The sequence below is a fragment of the Octadecabacter sp. R77987 genome (genome assembly GCF_042466115.1).
GTDB lineage: Bacteria > Pseudomonadota > Alphaproteobacteria > Rhodobacterales > Rhodobacteraceae > SW4.
This window is the reverse complement of sequence record NZ_JAXHBQ010000001.1, coordinates 2002835-2021866: the sequence shown is the minus strand read 5'-3', so window position 1 is coordinate 2021866 and position 19032 is coordinate 2002835. Positions and strand designations below refer to the sequence as shown.

The following is a 19032-nucleotide window of genomic DNA, read 5'->3' as shown; positions in this document are numbered from 1 at the left end:
CTAAATGAGCGATAACGACGGCAAAAAACCTCTTGGTCTGGGCGGATCGCGTCCTGCGAACGTCAAGCAAAGCTTTAGCCACGGGCGCACCAAGAACGTCGTGGTGGAAACCAAGCGCAAACGCGTTGTGGTGCCAAAGCCCGGTGCGGCAAAGCCAGCCGTTTCCAGCGGCTCACCTGCGGGTGGTGATCCATCCAAGCGTCCAGCCGGAATTTCGGATGTCGAGCTTGAGCGCCGCATGAAGGCACTTGCGTTGGCCAAGGCACGCGAAGCCGAAGACGCCGCCAAGCGCGAAGCCGAGGAAAAAGAACGCGCCGCCGAGCGCGAAGAACGCCGCGCCGACGCGGAAGCCAAAGAGCGTGAAGAACGCGAGCGCGAAGAGGCGCTGAAAGCCAAGGCCGAGGAAGAAGAACGCAAGAAGCGCGAAGCCGAAGCAGCCGCACAGGCCGCTGCCGCACCCGCCGCTGTTGTTGATCCCGATGCGGCTGCCGTGCGCGGCCCGACCCGTTCGGCACCACAAGCTGCACCGCGCAAGAATGAATCCGATCGCGAACAGCGCAATACCCGCAACAAGGGTGGCGACGATGGCCGCCGTTCTGGCAAGCTGACGCTGAACCAGGCGCTGTCGGGCGGCGAGGGCGGCCGCCAGCGGTCAATGGCCGCGATGAAGCGCAAGCAGGAGCGCGCCCGTCAAAAAGCGATGGGCCAGAACGTCGAGCGCGAAAAGGTCGTGCGCGACGTGAAACTGCCCGAAGCGATTGTTGTGTCCGAACTTGCCAACCGTATGGCCGAGCGCGTGTCTGATGTGGTGAAATCGCTGATGAACAACGGCATCATGGCCACGCAGAACCAGTCAATTGACGCGGATACCGCCGAACTCATCATCGAGGAATTCGGCCATACCGTTGTGCGCGTGTCCGATTCCGACGTTGAAGACGTGATCACCAAGATCGAAGAGGATCCCAAAGATCTGAAAGACCGCCCTCCGGTCATCACGATCATGGGTCACGTTGACCATGGCAAGACATCGCTGCTGGATGCGATCCGTGACGCCAAGGTTGTCGCCGGTGAAGCTGGCGGGATCACGCAGCACATTGGCGCATACCAGGTCACGACCAATAGCGGTCAGGTGCTTTCCTTCCTTGATACTCCGGGCCACGCGGCGTTTACGTCAATGCGGTCACGCGGTGCACATGTGACGGATATCGTTGTGCTGGTTGTTGCCGCTGATGATGCGGTGATGCCACAAACCATCGAGGCGATTAACCACGCCAAAGCTGCCAAGGTGCCGATGATTGTCGCGATCAACAAGATCGATAAACCCGCGGCGAATCCGGACAAAGTGCGCACCGATCTGTTGCAGCACGAGGTGATCGTCGAAAAGATGTCAGGTGAAGTGCAAGACGTCGAAGTGTCGGCCATCACCGGTCAGGGCCTTGATGAACTGCTTGAATCGATTGCGCTTCAGGCGGAAATTCTGGAACTGAAGGCCAACCCTGATCGCGCCGCCCAAGGTGCCGTGATCGAGGCGCAACTTGATGTGGGCCGTGGCCCTGTTGCGACTGTTCTGGTGCAGAACGGCACCCTGCGTCAGGGCGATATCTTTGTGGTCGGCGAACAATACGGTAAGGTCCGCGCGCTGATCAACGACAAGGGCGAGCGCGTCAAAGAGGCTGGCCCTTCGGTTCCTGTCGAGGTTCTTGGCCTGAACGGCACGCCCGAAGCGGGCGATGTCTTGAACGTGACCGAAACCGAAGCGCAGGCGCGTGAAATCGCCGAATACCGCGAGAAAGCCGCCAAGGAAAAGCGCGCCGCCGCCGGTGCCGCGACAACCCTTGAACAGCTGATGGCCAACGCCAAGGCCGACGAAAACGTCAGCGAACTGCCCATTCTGGTCAAGGCCGATGTGCAGGGTTCTGCGGAAGCGATCGTTCAGGCGATGGAGAAAATCGGCAACGATGAAGTCCGCGTGCGCGTGCTGCATTCCGGTGTTGGCGCGATCACGGAAACCGATATCGGCCTCGCCGAAGCTTCGGGTGCGCCTGTGTTCGGCTTTAACGTGCGTGCAAATGCTTCGGCCCGTAACACGGCGAACCAAAAGGGCGTCGAGATTCGCTATTATTCGGTAATCTACGACCTTGTGGATGACGTTAAAGCGGCGGCGTCGGGCCTTCTGTCCGCGGAAATCCGCGAGAAGTTCATCGGCTATGCGACGATCAAGGAAGTGTTCAAAGTGACAGGTATCGGCAAAGTTGCGGGCTGCCTTGTGACTGAAGGCGTTGCGCGCCGTTCAGCTGGCGTGCGCTTGCTGCGTGACGATGTCGTGATCCACGAGGGCACGCTCAAGACCCTCAAGCGTTTCAAGGACGAAGTGCCAGAAGTGCAGTCCGGTCAGGAATGCGGTATGGCCTTTGAAAACTACGACGATATTCGCCCCGACGATGTCATCGAGATTTTCGAGCGCGAAGAAATCGAACGTTCGCTGTAATCAGCCAGCGCAAGAAACAAAAAAGGGGACGCCAGCGCGTCCCCTTTTGCATTGGAATGTCGGTGCGTCCTGCCTAGACAGGCTTACCTTCAAAAGTCCGCTCGCCAACACTGACGACCAGTTTGCCATTTGCGAGCGTGCGCACCAGAATACCTTGAACCGAAACACAGCTACCGACCATGATTGTGCGTAGCATGTCGAATCCTCCCCAGATGAAGTCCTGTGGATAACCTAGGGGCAATTTGGTTAATGGTCGACTAATTTTTGACACATTGTTGCCAAACTTGCCGCAAATTTGCCTTAATTCGCTTAAAGCCAGTCGCGCAGGATTGGTATTAGCGGAATATCGGCGGGTGGCATCGGGTAGTTGCGTAGGTCGCGCGCGTGAACCCAGGCGAGCGTTTGCCCCTCCTGCGCGACAGGCGTGCCCTCCCATTTGCGGCAGACAAACAAGGGCATGAGCAAGTGGAAATCATCGTAGGCGTGGCTGGCGAAGGTCAGTGGCGCGAGGCAAGACCGCCATGTGTTGATCCCCAGCTCTTCGTGCAATTCGCGGATCAGCGCGGCTTCGGGCGTTTCGCCCTGTTCGACTTTGCCACCCGGAAACTCCCAAAGACCGGCCATGGATTTGCCTTCGGGACGCTGGGCAAGCAACACGCGCCCGTCCACATCAATAAGCGCGACAGCCGAAACGAGAACCGTTTTCAAGACCGGTAGTCCGCGTTGATACGAATGTATTCATGGGTCAGATCGCAGGTCCAGACCGTTGCCAGGCCACCCGCAAGCCCCATATCAACCGCAATACGCAGTTCCTGCTGTTGCATATAGGCGGCACCGGCGGCTTCGGTGTAATCGGGTGAAACCCAGCCGTTTACGGCAACCACAATATCGCCAAACCGGATCGTCAGTTTGTCGCGATCTGCCTGCGCGCCGGATTTGCCCACCGCCATGACAATGCGGCCCCAGTTTGGGTCTTCGCCAGCGATCGCGGTCTTGACCAAGGGGCTGTTGGCGATAGCCAGACCAACCTTGCGGGCATCGCTGTCCGTCGCAGCGCCACTCACCCGCACCTCGACGAATTTTGTCGCCCCTTCGCCGTCACGCACCACCTGATGGGCAAGATCCAGCATGACATCGTGCAGGGCTTGGGCAAACGCGACGCTTTCGCCAACCTCGACACCAGATGCGCCGGTCGCGCCCATCAAAAGCGTGTCAGAGGTGGAAGTGTCGCTATCGACGGTGATGCAGTTGAATGTCTGATCGGTCAAAGTGCCAAGCAGCGATTGCAGTGCGGGTTGGCTGATCATCGCATCCGTAAAGATGTATACCAGCATGGTCGCCATATCGGGCGCGATCATGCCGGACCCTTTGGCGATACCGGCGATCTTGACCGTCTGGCCGTCAATCGCGACAGTGCGGCCGCTACCTTTGGCGAAAGTATCGGTGGTCATGATGGCCTTGGCCGCAGGTGCGATGGCGTCCGCAGCAAGTGTAGCGTTCAGTTCAGTCAGCTTTGCAATGATCCGGTCATGGGGAAGACGTTCGCCAATCACACCCGTCGAGGAGGTGAAGACGCGAGTGGGGTCGACACCCGTCACATCCGAAACGGCATCAACGATTGCCGCAACCGAGCCATCGCCAGCGGCCCCCGTAAAGGCGTTGGAATTGCCGGAGTTGACCAGAAAGGCAGCACGCCCTGTGCCGCCCTTTTTGATTTTGGCCTCGCAATCCAGAACCGGAGATGACCGGGTCGACGACCGCGTAAAGACACCTGCAACAACAGACCCTTGGGCCAGTTCAGCAAGCATCACATCGGTGCGGCCCTGGTATCGCACCCCCGCCGCCGCCGCGGAAAACCGCACCCCGTCAATGACGGGAAGGTCTGGAAACGCAGCAGGAGCGAGGGGCGACAAGACCATGCTTATTCTACCTTCAACAGGTCAAGATTGATCAGAACTTCGGGGTCAAAAGCACCTTCGTCCGGCATCGTGATCTCGGCTGCGTCCTGTAGTTCTGTCAAGCGCGATTCGATCGCGGACGATTGCAACTGGCCCGTCAACTCTTCGCGGACGTCATCCAGCGTTGGCAACGCCTGTGCGCGTGTTTCGTTCAGCTTGACGATGTGCCAGCCGAATTGCGTTTCCACGGGGCCGGACACGTCACCGACCTCAAGCGCAAGCACGGCTTCTTCAAATGGTGCAACCATCATGCCCGCACCGAACCAGCCCAGATCGCCGCCGTTGGGGCCGGAAGGACCGGTTGAAACTTCACGTGCGGTTTCGGCGAAATCGGCACCGCCATCAACGCGGGCCTTGACGGCGACGGCTTCTTCTTCGGTTTCGACAAGAATATGCGCGGCATTGTATTCCGTGGCAGGCTCGGCACCCGCGAAACGTTCGTCATAGGCGGCTTGCAGGGTTTCGTCAGTCACTGCACCATCGGTGATTGCGGTAATCACTTCACCCGCGCGCAGGCTGCGCGCCTCGTTTGTGAGGGCGATGGCAACGCGGGCGGGTTCGACCTCAAGCTGGTCAGCCAAAAGCTGCTGCTGGATCAACTGGTCAAGGATACCGGTGAACAGCACGTCGTTGGGCAACGATTGATACTGCTGCGGAAGTTGCGCCCGCGTGATGATCATTTCACCCAGTGTGATGTCCGTGCCGTTCACGGTTGCGACAACGTCGCTCGCGGATTGCGCCTGTGCTGCCGTGGAAATAACCAGCGAGAGTGCGGCTGTGGCCAAAAATTTCGCCTTAAAGTGCATATTAACGATCCCTTGATGGGCCACGCGGGTGCGTGACGTTGACAGTGTGTATGCGGCCCCTTACATCGCTTTATGGTCCTTAGGGGGCCGGTCTTGGCGCTATTTCTAGGGGCCATGCCCGACAGGGGCAACCAACCTCCTCATTATTTGACCAAGGCAGGCAGCGGAGAGAACATGCTGGGTATCGGAACAATTGCCAAAAAGGTGTTTGGCACACCGAATGACCGCAAGATCAAGGCCACGCGCCCGCTGGTCGAAAAAATCAACGCGCTGGAGCCAGAGTTTGAGAAACTCGATGACGAAGGCATCAAGGCCAAGACCGAAGAACTTGCAAAACGTGCCATGAGTGGTGAATCGCTTGATGCGATCCTTCCCGAAGCCTTTGCCAACTGCCGTGAAGCCGCGAAACGGGCGTTGGGCCTGCGGGCTTTTGATACACAGCTGATGGGCGGGATTTTCCTGCATCAGGGAAATATCGCCGAAATGAAAACCGGCGAGGGCAAGACCCTTGTCGCGACCTTTCCAGCCTATCTCAATGCGCTTACAGGCAAGGGCGTGCATATCGTCACCGTCAACGACTATCTGGCCAAACGTGACGCCGAGTGGATGAGCAAGGTTTACGGTGCCTTGGGCCTGACCACGGGCGTGATCTATCCGCAGCAGCCCGACGACGAAAAAAATGCCGCCTATCAGTCCGATGTGACCTACGCGACCAATAACGAACTTGGGTTCGATTACCTGCGCGACAACATGAAGTCTGAACTGAACCAGATGCACCAGCGCGGCCACAACTTCGCGATTGTGGACGAGGTGGACAGCATCCTGATCGACGAGGCCCGCACGCCACTGATCATATCCGGCCCCGCGCAGGACCGCAGCGAGCTGTATAAAACCATTGATGGCTTGATCCCGTTTTTGACCGACGAACACTTCTCGCTCGATGAAAAGACCCGCAACGTGACCTTTACCGATGAAGGTAACGAATTCCTCGAGAACCGTCTGCAGTTCGAGGGTATCTTGCCCAAGGACCAGACGCTCTATGATCCTGAAAGCACAACAGTCGTGCATCACGTCAACCAGGGTCTGCGCGCGCACAAGCTGTTCACGCGCGACAAGGATTACATCGTGCGTGACGGTGAGGTTGTGCTGATCGACGAGTTCACGGGCCGGATGATGGCAGGCCGGCGTTTGTCGGACGGGCTTCATCAGGCGATCGAAGCCAAGGAAGATTGCAAGATTCAGCCGGAAAACGTCACCCTGGCGTCCGTCACGTTCCAGAACTACTTCCGCCTTTATGGCAAGCTGGCCGGCATGACCGGCACCGCACTGACCGAAGCCGAAGAGTTTTCTGAAATCTACGGGCTGGGTGTTGTCGAAGTGCCGACCAACCGCCCCATCGCCCGCGTCGATGATCACGATCAGGTTTATCGCACCGCCAAGGAAAAATTCGACGGCGTTGTCAAAGCCGTGAAAGAGGCGAATGCCAAGGGCCAGCCGATCCTAGTTGGCACGACCTCGATCGAAAAATCTGAAGCCCTAAGCCAGATGCTGACCGCGGAAGGGATCACGCACAACGTGCTGAACGCCCGTCAGCACGAGCAAGAAGCGCAGATCATCGCTGATGCGGGAAAGCTGGGCGCCGTGACAATCGCCACCAACATGGCTGGCCGCGGGACCGACATCAAACTTGGCGGTAATGTCGAAATGCAGGTGATGCAGGCCATTGACGCCGATCCCAATGATGACAACGAAGAAGTGCGTCAAAGCATTGAGGCGGCGCACAAGGCCGACGAGGAGGCGGTGATCGCCGCCGGTGGCCTGTTTGTCCTGGCCACGGAACGTCATGAAAGCCGCCGGATCGACAACCAGCTGCGGGGGCGGTCCGGCCGTCAGGGTGATCCCGGCCGGTCGTCGTTCTTCCTGTCACTGGAAGACGACCTGATGCGCATTTTCGGGTCTGAACGGCTGGACAAGGTATTGTCGTCCTTGGGTATGAAAGACGGCGAGGCGATTGTGCACCCTTGGGTCAACAAATCGCTGGAGCGCGCGCAGGCCAAGGTCGAAGGTCGCAACTTTGACATCCGCAAACAACTGTTGAAATTCGATGATGTCATGAACGACCAGCGCAAGGTCATCTTTGGTCAGCGCCGCGAAATCATGGAAGCCCAGGACCTGGCCGAGATCGCACAGGACATGCGCCATCAGGTGATCGAGGATCTTGTGAACCAGTACCTGCCACCGCGCAGCTATGCGGATCAGTGGGATACCGAGGGGCTCTATGCCGCTGTGATCGCCCAGCTTGGGATTGATCTGCCGGTGATGGCCTGGGCGGATGAAGATGGCGTTGATCAGTCAGATGTGCGCGAGCGTCTGGAAGACGCGACCGACAAGTTCATGTCTGAAAAGACCGATAGTTTCGGCGCGGATACGATGCGCAACATCGAAAAGCAGATCCTGCTGCAAACGATCGACGCGAAATGGCGTGAACACCTGCTGACGCTGGAACACCTCCGTTCGGTCGTCGGGTTCCGTGGCTATGCCCAGCGCGATCCGCTCAATGAATACAAGACCGAAAGCTTTCAGCTGTTTGAAGGTTTGCTGGACAGCCTGCGCGAGGACGTGACCCAGAAACTGGCGCAAATCCGTCCGATGACTGAAGAAGAGCAAAAAGCGATGATCGCGCAGGTCACAGCGCAGCAAAAGCAGATGCAGGCCGCCGCGGCCGCCGCCGGTGCGGTTGCGCCAGCGTTGGCGACCGCCGCGGACGGGTTTGACGAAAATGACCCCAAAACATGGGGGAATCCGGGCCGAAACGACCAGTGCCCCTGTGGATCAGGCAAGAAGTTCAAACATTGCCACGGGCGGCTGGCCTAGCGCCACCGTCCGGTTTTTGCCCGAATTCAGCCTTGAACATACCCTTGTCGTGACCTTCTAAGGCCACCATCAATAGGCACATTGCCTCCAAATCCGTCAGGAAAAGGAGGCATTTCATGTCCCGCACGAAGCAGATTGTAATGGCAGGTGGCACCTTTGCGGTGGCGCTTGGAATTGGTTTTGTAATGCAGAATGGTGATGCGCTTGCGTCCCGTTTGGGGAATGATGCGCCGCCGCCTGCAGCAGCCGAAGCGGTTGCGCCAATCACGATGCCTGACGAGGTCAGTGAAGCTGCGCCGATGGCCGAAACTGCACCCATGACAGTCCAAGACGTGGCCCCCGTTCAGGAGGCTGGTTTGGCACCCAAGATCGACAACGGCCCGATGATCGTTGCACCGAGAGCTGATGATGTGATTGCTGCAATCGCTGTGCCCGAAGTCGAGCAAGCACCCGACCGTGTCGAAGCTCCGGTGCAGATTGCGGCTGTGGAAACAGATACGCCCGTGACGGATGCAATCCTTGAAGACCCGATTGCCGCCGAAGCCTGCACCGTTGAAATGATTGGCGCTGCGGTAGAAATGGCGATGGTTGATCTGTTTCTGTCAGCCCCATGTCAGCCGAACGCGGCCGCTACGATCCACCATCAGGGCATGATGTTCACGGTCGTCACTGATGATGAAGGCAACGCGGAATTCACAAGCCCGTCGCTTGCTGAAATGGCGGTGTTTATTGCCGCATTTGACAATGGCGAAGGCGCGGTTGCGACTCTTACAACGCCCGAAGTGGCGAACTATGACCGCGCTGTTTTGCAGTGGAGCGGGGACACCGGCCTGCAGCTTCACGCGCTGGAATTCGGTGCCGAATATGGACAAGATGGCCACGTTTGGTCTGCCGCGATGGGTGACATGGACGGCGCTACAACAGGCGCGAACGGCTTTATGTCGCGCATGGGCACTGCAGATGTCGATGCCGCGTTCATGGTCGAAGTTTATTCCTTTCCGTCCGGCATGGGCGCGCTGAACGGCGATGTCGTCCTAAGCGTCGAGGCCGAAATCACCGCAGGTAACTGTGGTCGTGAAATCGCTGCGCAGTCGATCCAGATTACGCCGGGTGCCGAGACACAAGCGCTTGATCTGACCATGGTGATGCCCGATTGCGACGCGGTCGGTGACTTTATTCTGTTGAAAAATATGTTCCAGGACCTGACACTCGCGTCGAGATGACGTGGAAACAGAATGGTGACAGCTTTTTTGGATTGAAGAGTGCGGCATATCTTGCCGCACTTTTCGTTTGTCTATGCTCGATTGCACGGGCACAGGACAGCGCCATTCAGCTATCCTCGCCCAACAGTGATTTCGCTGTATCGGGGCAATTTCTTGGCTATGACGGGCAGTTTATTCGGGTGGATACGACCGCTGGCGAAGTGACGCTTGCCTATGATGGGTTGATCTGTGACGGCGCGTCCTGTCCTGATGCGACTTTTGTTCCAACTGTGCGCTTTTCTGGCGCTCAACGGATGGGACAGATCATTTTGCCACCTCTGATCACCGCCTACGCGCGTGATATCGGGGCCAGTGTCACGGTTGAACCGGGAATCGATGGCGTTGTGGCCTTCCATATCCGCTCGGACACGGGCGGCAACCTGATGCAAATTATCGTGCGTTCGACAACAAGTGCGGACGGGTTTGCCGATCTTGTGGCCAACGAGGCCGATATCGTCATGTCAGCCCGCGAAGTCACCGCCGCCGAATTAGCGCTTGCGCGCGAGTCGGGCCTTGGGCGGCTTGACCGGCAAGGGCGCAGCCGCATTGTGGCGTTGGACGCTTTGGTTGCCGTTGTTTCGCCCGAAGCGGGCATGACACAAATCTCGCTTGAAAGTCTGTCACGTATTTCTGCGGGCGAGGTGACGAATTGGGCCGAGGTGGGCAGACCCGAGGGCGCGATTTCATTGCACCTTTTGCCCGACTGGATGGGTCAGATGCAGGGATTTCAGACGCGCATCCTTGGGCCTGCCGAGCGCACTGTATCGGCTGATGCTCAACGCTATGCCACACCCGAGGGGTTGGCGGCGGCCCTTATGAATGATCCGCGCGGCATCGGCGTATTGCCATTTGGCGCGCTGGGCGACACGCAGCCTTTGCGATTAATCGGGGAATGCGGGATCGGTGTTGCCGCGGGGCGAATGACCCTCAAGACCGAGGACTACCCGCTGACCATGCCGTTGTTTTTGTATTTGCCCGAACGCCGTTTGCATCCCGAATTGGACGCGCTCCTTGGCTGGCTGCGCCGCCCCGCGGCGCAATTGGTAATCCGGCGCGCGGGCTTTGTTGACCAGACCGCGATTCCGATACCCATTGGGCAACAGGGGGACCGGTTTGCGCAGGCCATCAGTGCAGCGGGGGCCGAGGTGCCACTGGTCGAATTGCAGCGCATGGTGCGGGTTCTGGGTCCGCAAGTGCGTTTGTCGACAACCTTCCGGTTCGAGGCGGGGTCGACCCGACTGGATGCGCAATCGCGTTCGAATGTGCTGCAACTGGCGCGTGACATTTATGACGGACGCCATGACGGGCGCGTGTTGATGCTGGTCGGTTTCAGTGACGGGCGTGGCCCTGCAATTGCGAACCGTGATCTATCAAGCGCGCGGGCTGACGTTGTGCGCCGCGCTGTCGTCGCGGCCTTGGGCGAAGGTTTGCCGCCATCTGTTACGCTTGAGACCGAAGCCTTTGGCGAGGCTTTGCCAATGGCATGCGACGATACAATCTGGGGTCAGCAGATCAACCGCCGTGTTGAATTGTGGGTCGCTGATCGTGGCTAAAGCAGTCCGGCAGATCGAAAACTGAGTTCGCGTGATTTGCCGATGATCAGGTGGTCATGCACGGTGATATCCAGTGCGCTTGCGGCCTCGTTGATCTGGCGCGTCATGTCGATATCGCTGTCAGATGGCGTTGGATCACCAGAGGGGTGATTGTGCACCAATATCAGGGCACTTGCGTTCAGTTCCAACGCCCGCTTCACGACCTCGCGCGGGTAAACCGGCACGTGATCAATGGTGCCTTTGCCCTGTGCCTCGTCTGCGATGAGGGTATTTTTGCGGTCAAGATAGAGGACGCGGAATTGTTCGGTATCGCGATGGGCCATCACGGTGTGGCAGTAATCCAGCACAGCATCCCAACTTGAAATCACGTGTTGCTGCATGACTTTGGCCCGCGCAAGGCGCTGCGATGCTGCCTCGACCAGTTTCAACTCGCACACCACCGCATCACCGACGCCGCTGATCTGGGTCAGCCGGGCCGGTGGCGCCGATAGCACGCGATTGAAATCGCCAAAGGTGTCAATCAGGGTGCGCGCCAGCGGTTTGACGTCTTGCCGCGGGATTGCACGAAACAGCACCATTTCGAGCATTTCATAGTCAGGCAGGGCATCCGCGCCGCCAGCCATAAAGCGTTCCCGCAGGCGTTTGCGGTGATCACCAAGGTAGGACGGCAGTTTTGCGGCCTTGGGCATGGCAGGCACGATCGTGACCTCGTCCTGGCCCATCAAATCGGGGTCAAGCAAGGGGAGGGGCATTTCGCCCATGGCGCGAAGTTGTTTCATGCGCCCAGACTGGCGCGATTCCCTTACCGTTTGGTTAATGAAGGGCTAAGATCAGCCCTTCATACTGTCCCAAAACGACTTGACCGAGCTAAAGAAGCTGGTGCTTTGCGGGTTGTTGTCAGTTGCCAGCTTGTCAAACTCGCGCAGCAGCTCTTTCTGTTTGCCAGTAAGGTTCACAGGCGTTTCAACGGCAAGTTCGATGAACATATCGCCCGCACCGGCACCGCGCAGGGCCGGCATACCCTTGGCGCGCAGGCGCATTTGACGGCCCGATTGGCTGCCTTGTGGGATTTTCACGCGTGAACGCCCACCGTCGATGGTCGGGACTTCGATGTCGCCACCAAGTGCTGCATCGGTCATTGACACAGGAACGCGGCAAAAGAGGTTGTTGCCTTCACGTTCGAACAGTTTGTGTTCACGCACTTCGATAAAAATATACAGATCGCCGGTCGGGCCACCGCGCATACCTGCCTCGCCCTCGCCAGCAAGGCGAATACGGGTGCCGGTCTCGACGCCTGCGGGGATATTGACCGACAGCGACTTTTCCTTCTCGACACGGCCTTGGCCCTGGCAAGACTTGCAGGGGTTCTTGATCGTCTGGCCCATGCCGTTACAGGTCGGGCAGGTGCGTTCGACGGTGAAAAAGCCCTGCTGTGCGCGGACCTTGCCCATGCCTGAACAGGTCGGGCAGGTTTGTGGCTCGGCGCCGCCTTCGGCGCCGCTGCCATGGCACGTGTCACATTCAACAGCGGTGGGCACGGTGATCGTCTTTTGCAGACCGGTATATGCCTCTTCAAGGTCGATGCGCAGGTTGTAGCGCAGGTCGTTGCCGCGTGCGGCACGGCGTCCGCCGCCGCCGCCACGTTGGCCGCCCATGAAATCGCCGAACAAGTCGTCGAACACATCGCTGAACGCGCTGGCGAAATCGCCTTGGCTGCCAGCGCCGGGGCGACCGCCACCCCCGCCCATGCCGTTTTCAAATGCGGCGTGGCCATAGCGGTCATAGGCCGCCTTCTTGTTGGCGTCCTTCAGGACTTCGTAGGCCTCGTTCGCTTCTTTGAACTGGGCTTCTGCCTTGGGGTTGTCGGCGTTACGATCCGGGTGAAGCTCTTTCGCCTTGGTGCGATAGCCCTTCTTGATCTCGTCGGCGCTTGCGCCCTTCGAGACCCCCAGAATTTCGTAATAATCGCGTTTTGCCATGACTTTGTTTTCCCTTGGGAAGGCAAAGACCGGCCCGCGCCATTACGGGGCCGGTCTTTTTGTTCACCTGCGCTTAGTCGCGCTTGTCGCCATCAAGGTCTTCGAAGTCGGCGTCGACGATATCGTCGTCCACATTCGCGGGGCCTTCTTCGCCAGCTTCGTCCTGGCTGGCCTTGTAGATCGCCTCGCCCAGCTTCATGGCCGCTTCGGTCACGTTCTGGATGCCGGACTTGATCTTGTCGGCAGTCGCGTCACCTTCAAGGTCGTCCTTGAGGGCGGCAACGGCCAGTTCGATCGCTTCGATCGTGGTCGGGTCAACCTTGTCGCTGTGTTCCTCGACCGATTTTTCCGTCGAGTGGATCAGGCTTTCCGCCTGGTTGCGGGCTTCGACCATCTCGCGGCGTTCCTTGTCGGCGTCGGCGTTTGCCTCGGCGTCCTTGACCATCGCTTCGATGTCTTCGTCCGACAGGCCACCCGAGGCCTGGATCGTGATCTTTTGCTCTTTGCCGGTGCCCTTGTCGGATGCGCCCACCGACACGATGCCGTTGGCGTCGATGTCAAAGGTCACTTCGATCTGGGGCAGACCACGCGGTGCGGGGGGGATGTCTTCAAGGTTGAACTGGCCCAACATCTTGTTGTCTTGCGCCATTTCGCGTTCGCCCTGGAACACCCGGATCGTTACGGCGTTCTGGTTATCTTCGGCAGTCGAGAAGATCTGCGACTTTTTCGTCGGGATCGTCGTGTTGCGGTCGATCAGCCGGGTGAATACGCCACCCAGCGTTTCGATACCCAGCGACAGCGGTGTCACGTCCAGCAGAACCACATCTTTGACGTCGCCTTGCAGAACGCCGGCCTGAATGGCGGCGCCCATGGCGACAACTTCGTCAGGGTTCACACCTTTGTTTGGCTCTTTGCCAAAGAACTTGGTCACTTCTTCGATCACTTTGGGCATGCGGGTCATACCACCGACCAACACGACTTCGTCGATGTCGTTGATCGTCAGGCCCGCGTCTTTCAACGCGGCTTGGCATGGCTTGATCGAGGCCTTGATCAGGTCGCCCACAAGGCTTTCCAGCTTGGCGCGGGTCAGCTTGACCACAAGGTGCAGGGGCTGGCCCGATGCGCCGTCCATCGAGATAAACGGCTGGTTGATTTCGGTCTGGCTGGACGAGGACAGTTCGATCTTGGCCTTTTCGGCAGCTTCTTTCAGACGCTGGAGGGCCATCTTGTCTTTGGTCAGGTCAACGCCGTTCTCTTTTTTGAACTGCTCGGCAAGATAGTTGACGATGCGCATGTCAAAGTCTTCACCACCAAGGAAGGTGTCGCCGTTGGTGGATTTCACTTCGAACAACCCGTCGTCGATTTCCAGAATGGTCACGTCGAATGTGCCACCGCCAAGGTCATAAACCGCGATGGTGTGGGTTTCGGTCTTATCAAGGCCATAGGCCAGCGCAGCGGCTGTTGGTTCGTTGATGATGCGCAGCACTTCAAGGCCGGCGATCTTGCCGGCGTCCTTGGTTGCCTGACGCTGGGCGTCGTTAAAGTAGGCAGGCACCGTGATCACGGCCTGCGTCACTTCTTCGCCAAGATAGCTCTCGGCGGTTTCTTTCATCTTGCCGAGGATGAATGCGGAAATCTGGCTGGGAGAGTATTTCTCGCCCTTGGCTTCGACCCATGCATCTCCGTTGCCGCCATCAATGACGCTGAACGGCATGTTCTTTTTGTCCTTGGCAAGATCGGCATCGTCATTGCGACGACCGATCAGGCGCTTGACACCAAAGACGGTGTTTTCGGGGTTTGTGACGGCCTGACGTTTGGCAGACTGGCCGACAAGGCGTTCGTCATCCGTAAAAGCGACGATCGACGGTGTGGTGCGCGCGCCTTCCGAGTTTTCGACAACACGTGGCTTGGAGCCATCCATGATGGCAACGCAAGAGTTGGTGGTTCCGAGGTCAATACCAATGACTTTGGCCATGTTTCAAATCCCTTCTTAAGGCAGTTTGAGCGGAGCGGACCCGTTCCGGCATCCGCGCCCGATAGTTAGTGCGATAGGGGGCAAGCCCGTCTCGCGGATCACTGGGGTATATAGGGACGGGTTCAAAGCGCTGCAACCTATGCCAGCACAGCATTTTCGCCTATTTTGCAGAAGTTGCCGCTGAGTGTCGGTTCTTTGGCCCAACTCAAGACACATCGGCAGCGCCCTGTGGGGTGCGACCGGACGGAATCAAGAGCTGGCCGTAGCGTTCCTGCGCCAGATTACCGTGCGGCTTCCCAGCTGATGGATGCGTTCTTGCGCGTGTAGAATTCCAGCATCATGCCAATCATGATCAGCACAACGCTGACGATCACCGGATAGCTGATCGAGCTGTAGTGCGGATTGTAGTTGATAAACGCAAAGCCGCGCGATTGGTCGATACAGTGAAACAGCGGATTCCAGTCAAACAGGGCTAGCATCGTGCTGGGGAGCGAATTGGCCACGAACATCTTGCCCGAAGCGATCATGTTTGCCCGCGCATAGATTGATGATGCGATTTGCGTGAAACCGGGCAACCAGGGTTTGAGCGACAGAAAAATCACGCCAACCGCGGCACCGGAAAACCACGCCAGCAACAAGCACCCAAAAGCGCCGATGGGATCGTCGATATAAACAGGTGTGATGGCCACGTGATAGATGAACAGCACCGTCGCCATCGACAGAACCTGAATATAAAGCGAACTAAGCGCCGCAGCCGTGATCGCGATAATCGTGTTCATCGGCGCGTGTTTCATCATCGCCGATGATGGACCTTCTGATCGGAACACGGCTGTCATCGCCTTGGTATGGGTCAGAAACAAAAAGATGCCCGACATGATATACAGCAGGAAATCACCGCGGATCGCGTTACCCTTGAGGCCCAGCACCGTGAACATAAAATAGAACGCCGTCACAAAGACAATCGTTTGCATCATGTTCATCAACAGGCCAACCAGCGCGTTGCGGCTATCCTTGCGGATATCGCGCACGATGCTGTGGTAAATCAGCCCAAGCATGGAAAAGGCCGTACGTGACCTTGTTGAGGGGCGTGTGTCTTCAAACATTGTGGGCCTGCCTTTGCCGCTGTGCCTTTGTTTGGCACGAAAATCTTGCCGATCTCTTAGCACAAGACCATAAGGGGATTGCCCCCTTTTTTCAATAACAAGGCCGTGGGGTGTTTGTGTGGCCACATGAGGAACCGAAGGCATGGATTTTGACAAGCTGGGCGATGTGATGCGTCGTCTATCCCTGGAAGCGGGCGACAAGATCATGGAGATCTACAACGGCCCCGATTTTGAAGTGAAAACCAAGAGCGATGAAAGCCCTGTCACTGTCGCCGATGAAGCGGCTGACGCGATCATTTCCGCGGGCCTGCGCGCCGCCTTTCCTGATGTGACCCTTGTGACCGAAGAACAGGCGGCGACCCACGGGCAGACTGCCAGCACCTTTCTGATTGTCGATCCGCTGGATGGCACCAAGGAATTCGTGCACCGCCGTGGCGATTTTACGGTGAATATCGCCTATGTCGTTGATGGTGTGCCTGTGCGCGGTGTCGTCTATGCGCCTGCCAAAGGCCGCCTGTTCTATACCCGTCCTGATGGTCAGTCCGTTGAAGAAACAGGTGATTTCGCCAAGGATACCGCCGGCCCGACCACGCCAATCAAAGTGTCCTCGCCCGATAATACCGCGCTGATGGTCGTTGCATCGAAATCGCATCGTGATCAGGCCACGGACGACTACATCAACAAATACGCTGTCAAAGATATGAAAAGTGCTGGCTCGTCCCTGAAATTCTGTCTTATCGCGACGGGCGAGGCCGATATTTATCCGCGCGTTGGCCGCACGATGGAATGGGATACTGCCGCCGGCCATGCTGTTTTGACGGGTGCGGGTGGGCATGTGGTCCGGTTCGATAACCACGAAATACTTGGGTATGGCAAAGTAGGGTTCGCGAACCCGTTCTTTATTGCCTATGCCCCCGGCGTTGAACTGAAGCAGGCATAGCATGGGCACCCTGATCGTCATTCCCGCCCGTTACGCCAGCACCCGTTATCCGGGCAAACCGCTGGTCGAATTGCGCGGTGCGGACGGGCAGGCCAAAAGCCTGATCAAACGCTCGTGGGAGGCGGCGAAGGCCGTGCAGGGTGCTGACCGCGTGGTTGTCGCAACGGATGATGACCGGATCAAGGAAGCAAGCGAGGCGTTCGGCGCCGAAGTGGTGATGACATCGCAGGCTTGCCAGAACGGCACCGAACGCTGCGCCGAAGCCTTTGACACCTTGGGTGGCGGTTACGATGTGATCGTCAACTTGCAAGGCGATGCGCCCCTGACGCCTGCATGGTTCGTCGAAGATCTGGTTAGCGCCTTGCGCGCGCATCCGGTGGCCGAAGTTGCAACGCCCGTGCTGCGCACCGAAGGGCGCGCGCTGAACGGTTTTCTAGAAGATCGCCGTGCAGGGCGTGTGGGTGGCACAACGGCTGTTTTCGGGGCCGATCACAACGCGCTCTATTTCTCGAAAGAGGTCATACCCTATACGGGAAAGACCTATGGTGATGACGACGAAACACCTGTTTTTCATCACGTTGGTGTTTACGCCTACCGCCCGTCCGCCCTTGCGGCCTATCCCCGCTGGGCTGCAGGACCGCTGGAGCAGCTTGAAGGGCTCGAGCAGCTGCGGTTCCTTGAACGCGGCGCGCATATGCTTTGCGTTGAGGTCGAAGCGCGCGGTCGTCAGTTCTGGGAGTTGAACAACCCCGAAGACGTGCCTCGCATCGAGTTGATGTTGCAGCAAATGGGGGCCGTGTGAGCGCAGCAAACGTCAGCATCATTGTTGTCAGCCGTGGGCGTCCCGATGCTTTGCGTTTGTGCCTGACGGGCATCAGCCAACTGCGCTATCCGCATTTCGAGGTAATCGTTGTCGCCGACCGGGCAGGCCTGAAAGCCATTGACGGGCTGGCAGACCGGATCAAGACGGTTCCGTTCGATGCACCCAACATCTCGCAAGCGCGCAACCTTGGCATCGCCCAAGCCGCGGGCGAAATCGTTGCCTTTATTGACGATGACGCCGTGCCTGAACCAACTTGGTTGTCTTATCTTGTCGCGCCGTTTGCGGATGAAACCGTCAGCGCTGTCGGTGGCTTTGTCATCGGGCGCAACGGCATCAGTTTTCAATGGAAGGCGCGCGACATTCGCCCTGATGGCAGTTCCGCTCCGATTGCAGTCGATGACACCCGACCGACCGCGCTGCAAGGAACGCCCACGCGCGGGATCAAGACCGAGGGCACGAACATGGCGTTCCGGCGCGATGTTCTTGCGCGGCTTGGCGGGTTCGATCCGGCCTATGCGTTCTATCTGGACGAAAGTGATTTGAATATGCGGCTGGCGGCAACAGGAGCAAGTACCGCGATCGCCCCGCGTGCGCAGGTGCATCACGGGTTTGCGGCCAGCGACTATCGCGCTGCAAATCGCGCGCCCAGGGACCTGACGCAGATTGGTGCCAGTCTTGCCGTATTTCTGCGGCGTCATGCGCCCAATGCGGAACACGCCGGGGTGATTGCCGCTGAACGCGCGCAGCAACGCAAACGGCTGCTTGGTCATATGGTGGCGGGCAATCTGATGCCCGGTGATGTGGCGCTTTTGCTTCGGGGGTTCGACAAGGGTGCCGCCGAGGCAGGGGGGCGTGAGCTTGCGGTGATGCCACCGCTTGATCAGGCGCAATCACCCTTTCTTGCCTTCGCGCCGTTCGTGCAGGCCAAAGACCATGTGGTGCTGTCGGCGCGGCGTTGGAACTGGGGCAAACGACGCATTGATGCGGCGCGGGCTGTGCGGGACGGCGCGATTGTCAGTGTTTACCTGTTCTCCACTTCTGGGCGCTATCACAGGGTTGCCTTTCATCGGGATGGCTATTGGGAACAGCGCGGCGGGCTGTTCGGACGCTCGCTGCGCAGTGATCGCCTGTGGTGGCCCTACAGTTGGCCCCGCCGCCTGAAACGCGAGGTTGACCGTGTCGCCCCGGTGCGGAGCGGTGCGAATTGACAACTATGGCCGGATTTTCCCCGCCCGATGTGGGGATTGGTCATTCTTTTGACACGGTTTCCC

At 58.4% G+C, this 19032-nt stretch carries 15 protein-coding genes; 7 read left to right on the top strand and 8 right to left on the bottom strand.

The window, feature by feature from the left end; all coding sequences use genetic code 11:
• Positions 1-4: 4 nt before the first annotated feature.
• A complete protein-coding gene (gene infB / locus SJY21_RS10225; RefSeq protein ID WP_377509892.1) occupies positions 5-2488 on the top strand; it encodes a translation initiation factor IF-2 in 2484 nt (827 codons plus the stop codon).
• Positions 2489-2561: 73 nt separating this feature from the next.
• Here infB and SJY21_RS10220 read toward each other — a convergent pair whose 3' ends face one another.
• The 4 genes from SJY21_RS10220 to SJY21_RS10205 all read right to left on the bottom strand — a co-directional run bounded on the left by SJY21_RS10220 (position 2562) and on the right by SJY21_RS10205 (position 5252).
• Entirely contained in the window at positions 2562-2684 is a 123-nt protein-coding gene (locus SJY21_RS10220) for a hypothetical protein (protein WP_377509889.1), read from the bottom strand.
• 113 nt (positions 2685-2797) lie between these two features.
• Positions 2798-3196, bottom strand: coding sequence for an 8-oxo-dGTP diphosphatase MutT (gene mutT, locus SJY21_RS10215; protein WP_377509886.1), 399 nt, complete (start codon positions 3194-3196; stop codon positions 2798-2800).
• Positions 3193-4407 carry a bifunctional glutamate N-acetyltransferase/amino-acid acetyltransferase ArgJ gene (argJ, locus tag SJY21_RS10210; protein WP_377509883.1) on the bottom strand — a complete coding sequence of 405 codons (1215 nt, stop codon included), beginning with the start codon at positions 4405-4407 and terminating at the stop codon, positions 3193-3195. Before argJ ends, mutT begins: the two co-directional genes overlap by 4 nt.
• A gap of 2 nt (positions 4408-4409) precedes the next feature.
• Positions 4410-5252 (bottom strand): peptidylprolyl isomerase, encoded by an 843-nt coding sequence (locus tag SJY21_RS10205; protein WP_377509881.1) that lies wholly within the window; start codon positions 5250-5252, stop codon positions 4410-4412.
• Between the two features lie 174 nt (positions 5253-5426).
• Here SJY21_RS10205 and secA point away from each other — a divergent pair, with 174 nt between their 5' ends.
• The 3 genes from secA to SJY21_RS10190 all read left to right on the top strand — a co-directional run bounded on the left by secA (position 5427) and on the right by SJY21_RS10190 (position 10941).
• Positions 5427-8126, top strand: coding sequence for a preprotein translocase subunit SecA (secA, locus tag SJY21_RS10200; protein WP_377509878.1), 2700 nt, complete (start codon positions 5427-5429; stop codon positions 8124-8126).
• A 116-nt stretch (positions 8127-8242) separates the two neighbouring features.
• Positions 8243-9349 carry a hypothetical protein gene (locus tag SJY21_RS10195; protein WP_377509874.1) on the top strand — a complete coding sequence of 369 codons (1107 nt, stop codon included), beginning with the start codon at positions 8243-8245 and terminating at the stop codon, positions 9347-9349.
• Entirely contained in the window at positions 9346-10941 is a 1596-nt protein-coding gene (locus SJY21_RS10190) for a phosphate ABC transporter substrate-binding/OmpA family protein (protein WP_377509871.1), read from the top strand. Before SJY21_RS10195 ends, SJY21_RS10190 begins: the two co-directional genes overlap by 4 nt.
• Here SJY21_RS10190 and radC read toward each other — a convergent pair.
• The 4 genes from radC to SJY21_RS10170 all read right to left on the bottom strand — a co-directional run bounded on the left by radC (position 10938) and on the right by SJY21_RS10170 (position 15998).
• On the bottom strand, positions 10938-11720 hold the full coding sequence (gene radC, locus SJY21_RS10185; protein ID WP_377509868.1) for a DNA repair protein RadC: 783 nt from the start codon (positions 11718-11720) through the stop codon (positions 10938-10940). The two genes, SJY21_RS10190 and radC, sit on opposite strands and share 4 nt — an antisense overlap.
• A 51-nt stretch (positions 11721-11771) precedes the next feature.
• A complete protein-coding gene (gene dnaJ / locus SJY21_RS10180; RefSeq protein ID WP_377509865.1) occupies positions 11772-12920 on the bottom strand; it encodes a molecular chaperone DnaJ in 1149 nt (382 codons plus the stop codon).
• A 73-nt stretch (positions 12921-12993) separates the two neighbouring features.
• Positions 12994-14895, bottom strand: coding sequence for a molecular chaperone DnaK (dnaK, locus tag SJY21_RS10175; RefSeq protein ID WP_377509862.1), 1902 nt, complete (start codon positions 14893-14895; stop codon positions 12994-12996).
• A gap of 281 nt (positions 14896-15176) precedes the next feature.
• Positions 15177-15998, bottom strand: coding sequence for an ABC transporter permease (locus tag SJY21_RS10170; protein WP_377509859.1), 822 nt, complete (start codon positions 15996-15998; stop codon positions 15177-15179).
• Positions 15999-16140: 142 nt separating this feature from the next.
• On the opposite strand from SJY21_RS10170, the gene cysQ reads away from it, so the two are divergent.
• From cysQ to SJY21_RS10155, 3 genes are read left to right on the top strand one after another with little or no spacing between them, the layout of a single operon-like run.
• Positions 16141-16938 (top strand): 3'(2'),5'-bisphosphate nucleotidase CysQ, encoded by a 798-nt coding sequence (cysQ, locus tag SJY21_RS10165; protein WP_377509856.1) that lies wholly within the window; start codon positions 16141-16143, stop codon positions 16936-16938.
• Between the two features lies 1 nt (position 16939).
• Positions 16940-17740, top strand: coding sequence for a 3-deoxy-manno-octulosonate cytidylyltransferase (locus SJY21_RS10160; RefSeq protein ID WP_377509853.1), 801 nt, complete (start codon positions 16940-16942; stop codon positions 17738-17740).
• Entirely contained in the window at positions 17737-18969 is a 1233-nt protein-coding gene (locus SJY21_RS10155) for a glycosyltransferase family 2 protein (protein WP_377509850.1), read from the top strand. Before SJY21_RS10160 ends, SJY21_RS10155 begins: the two co-directional genes overlap by 4 nt.
• Positions 18970-19032 lie beyond the last annotated feature (63 nt).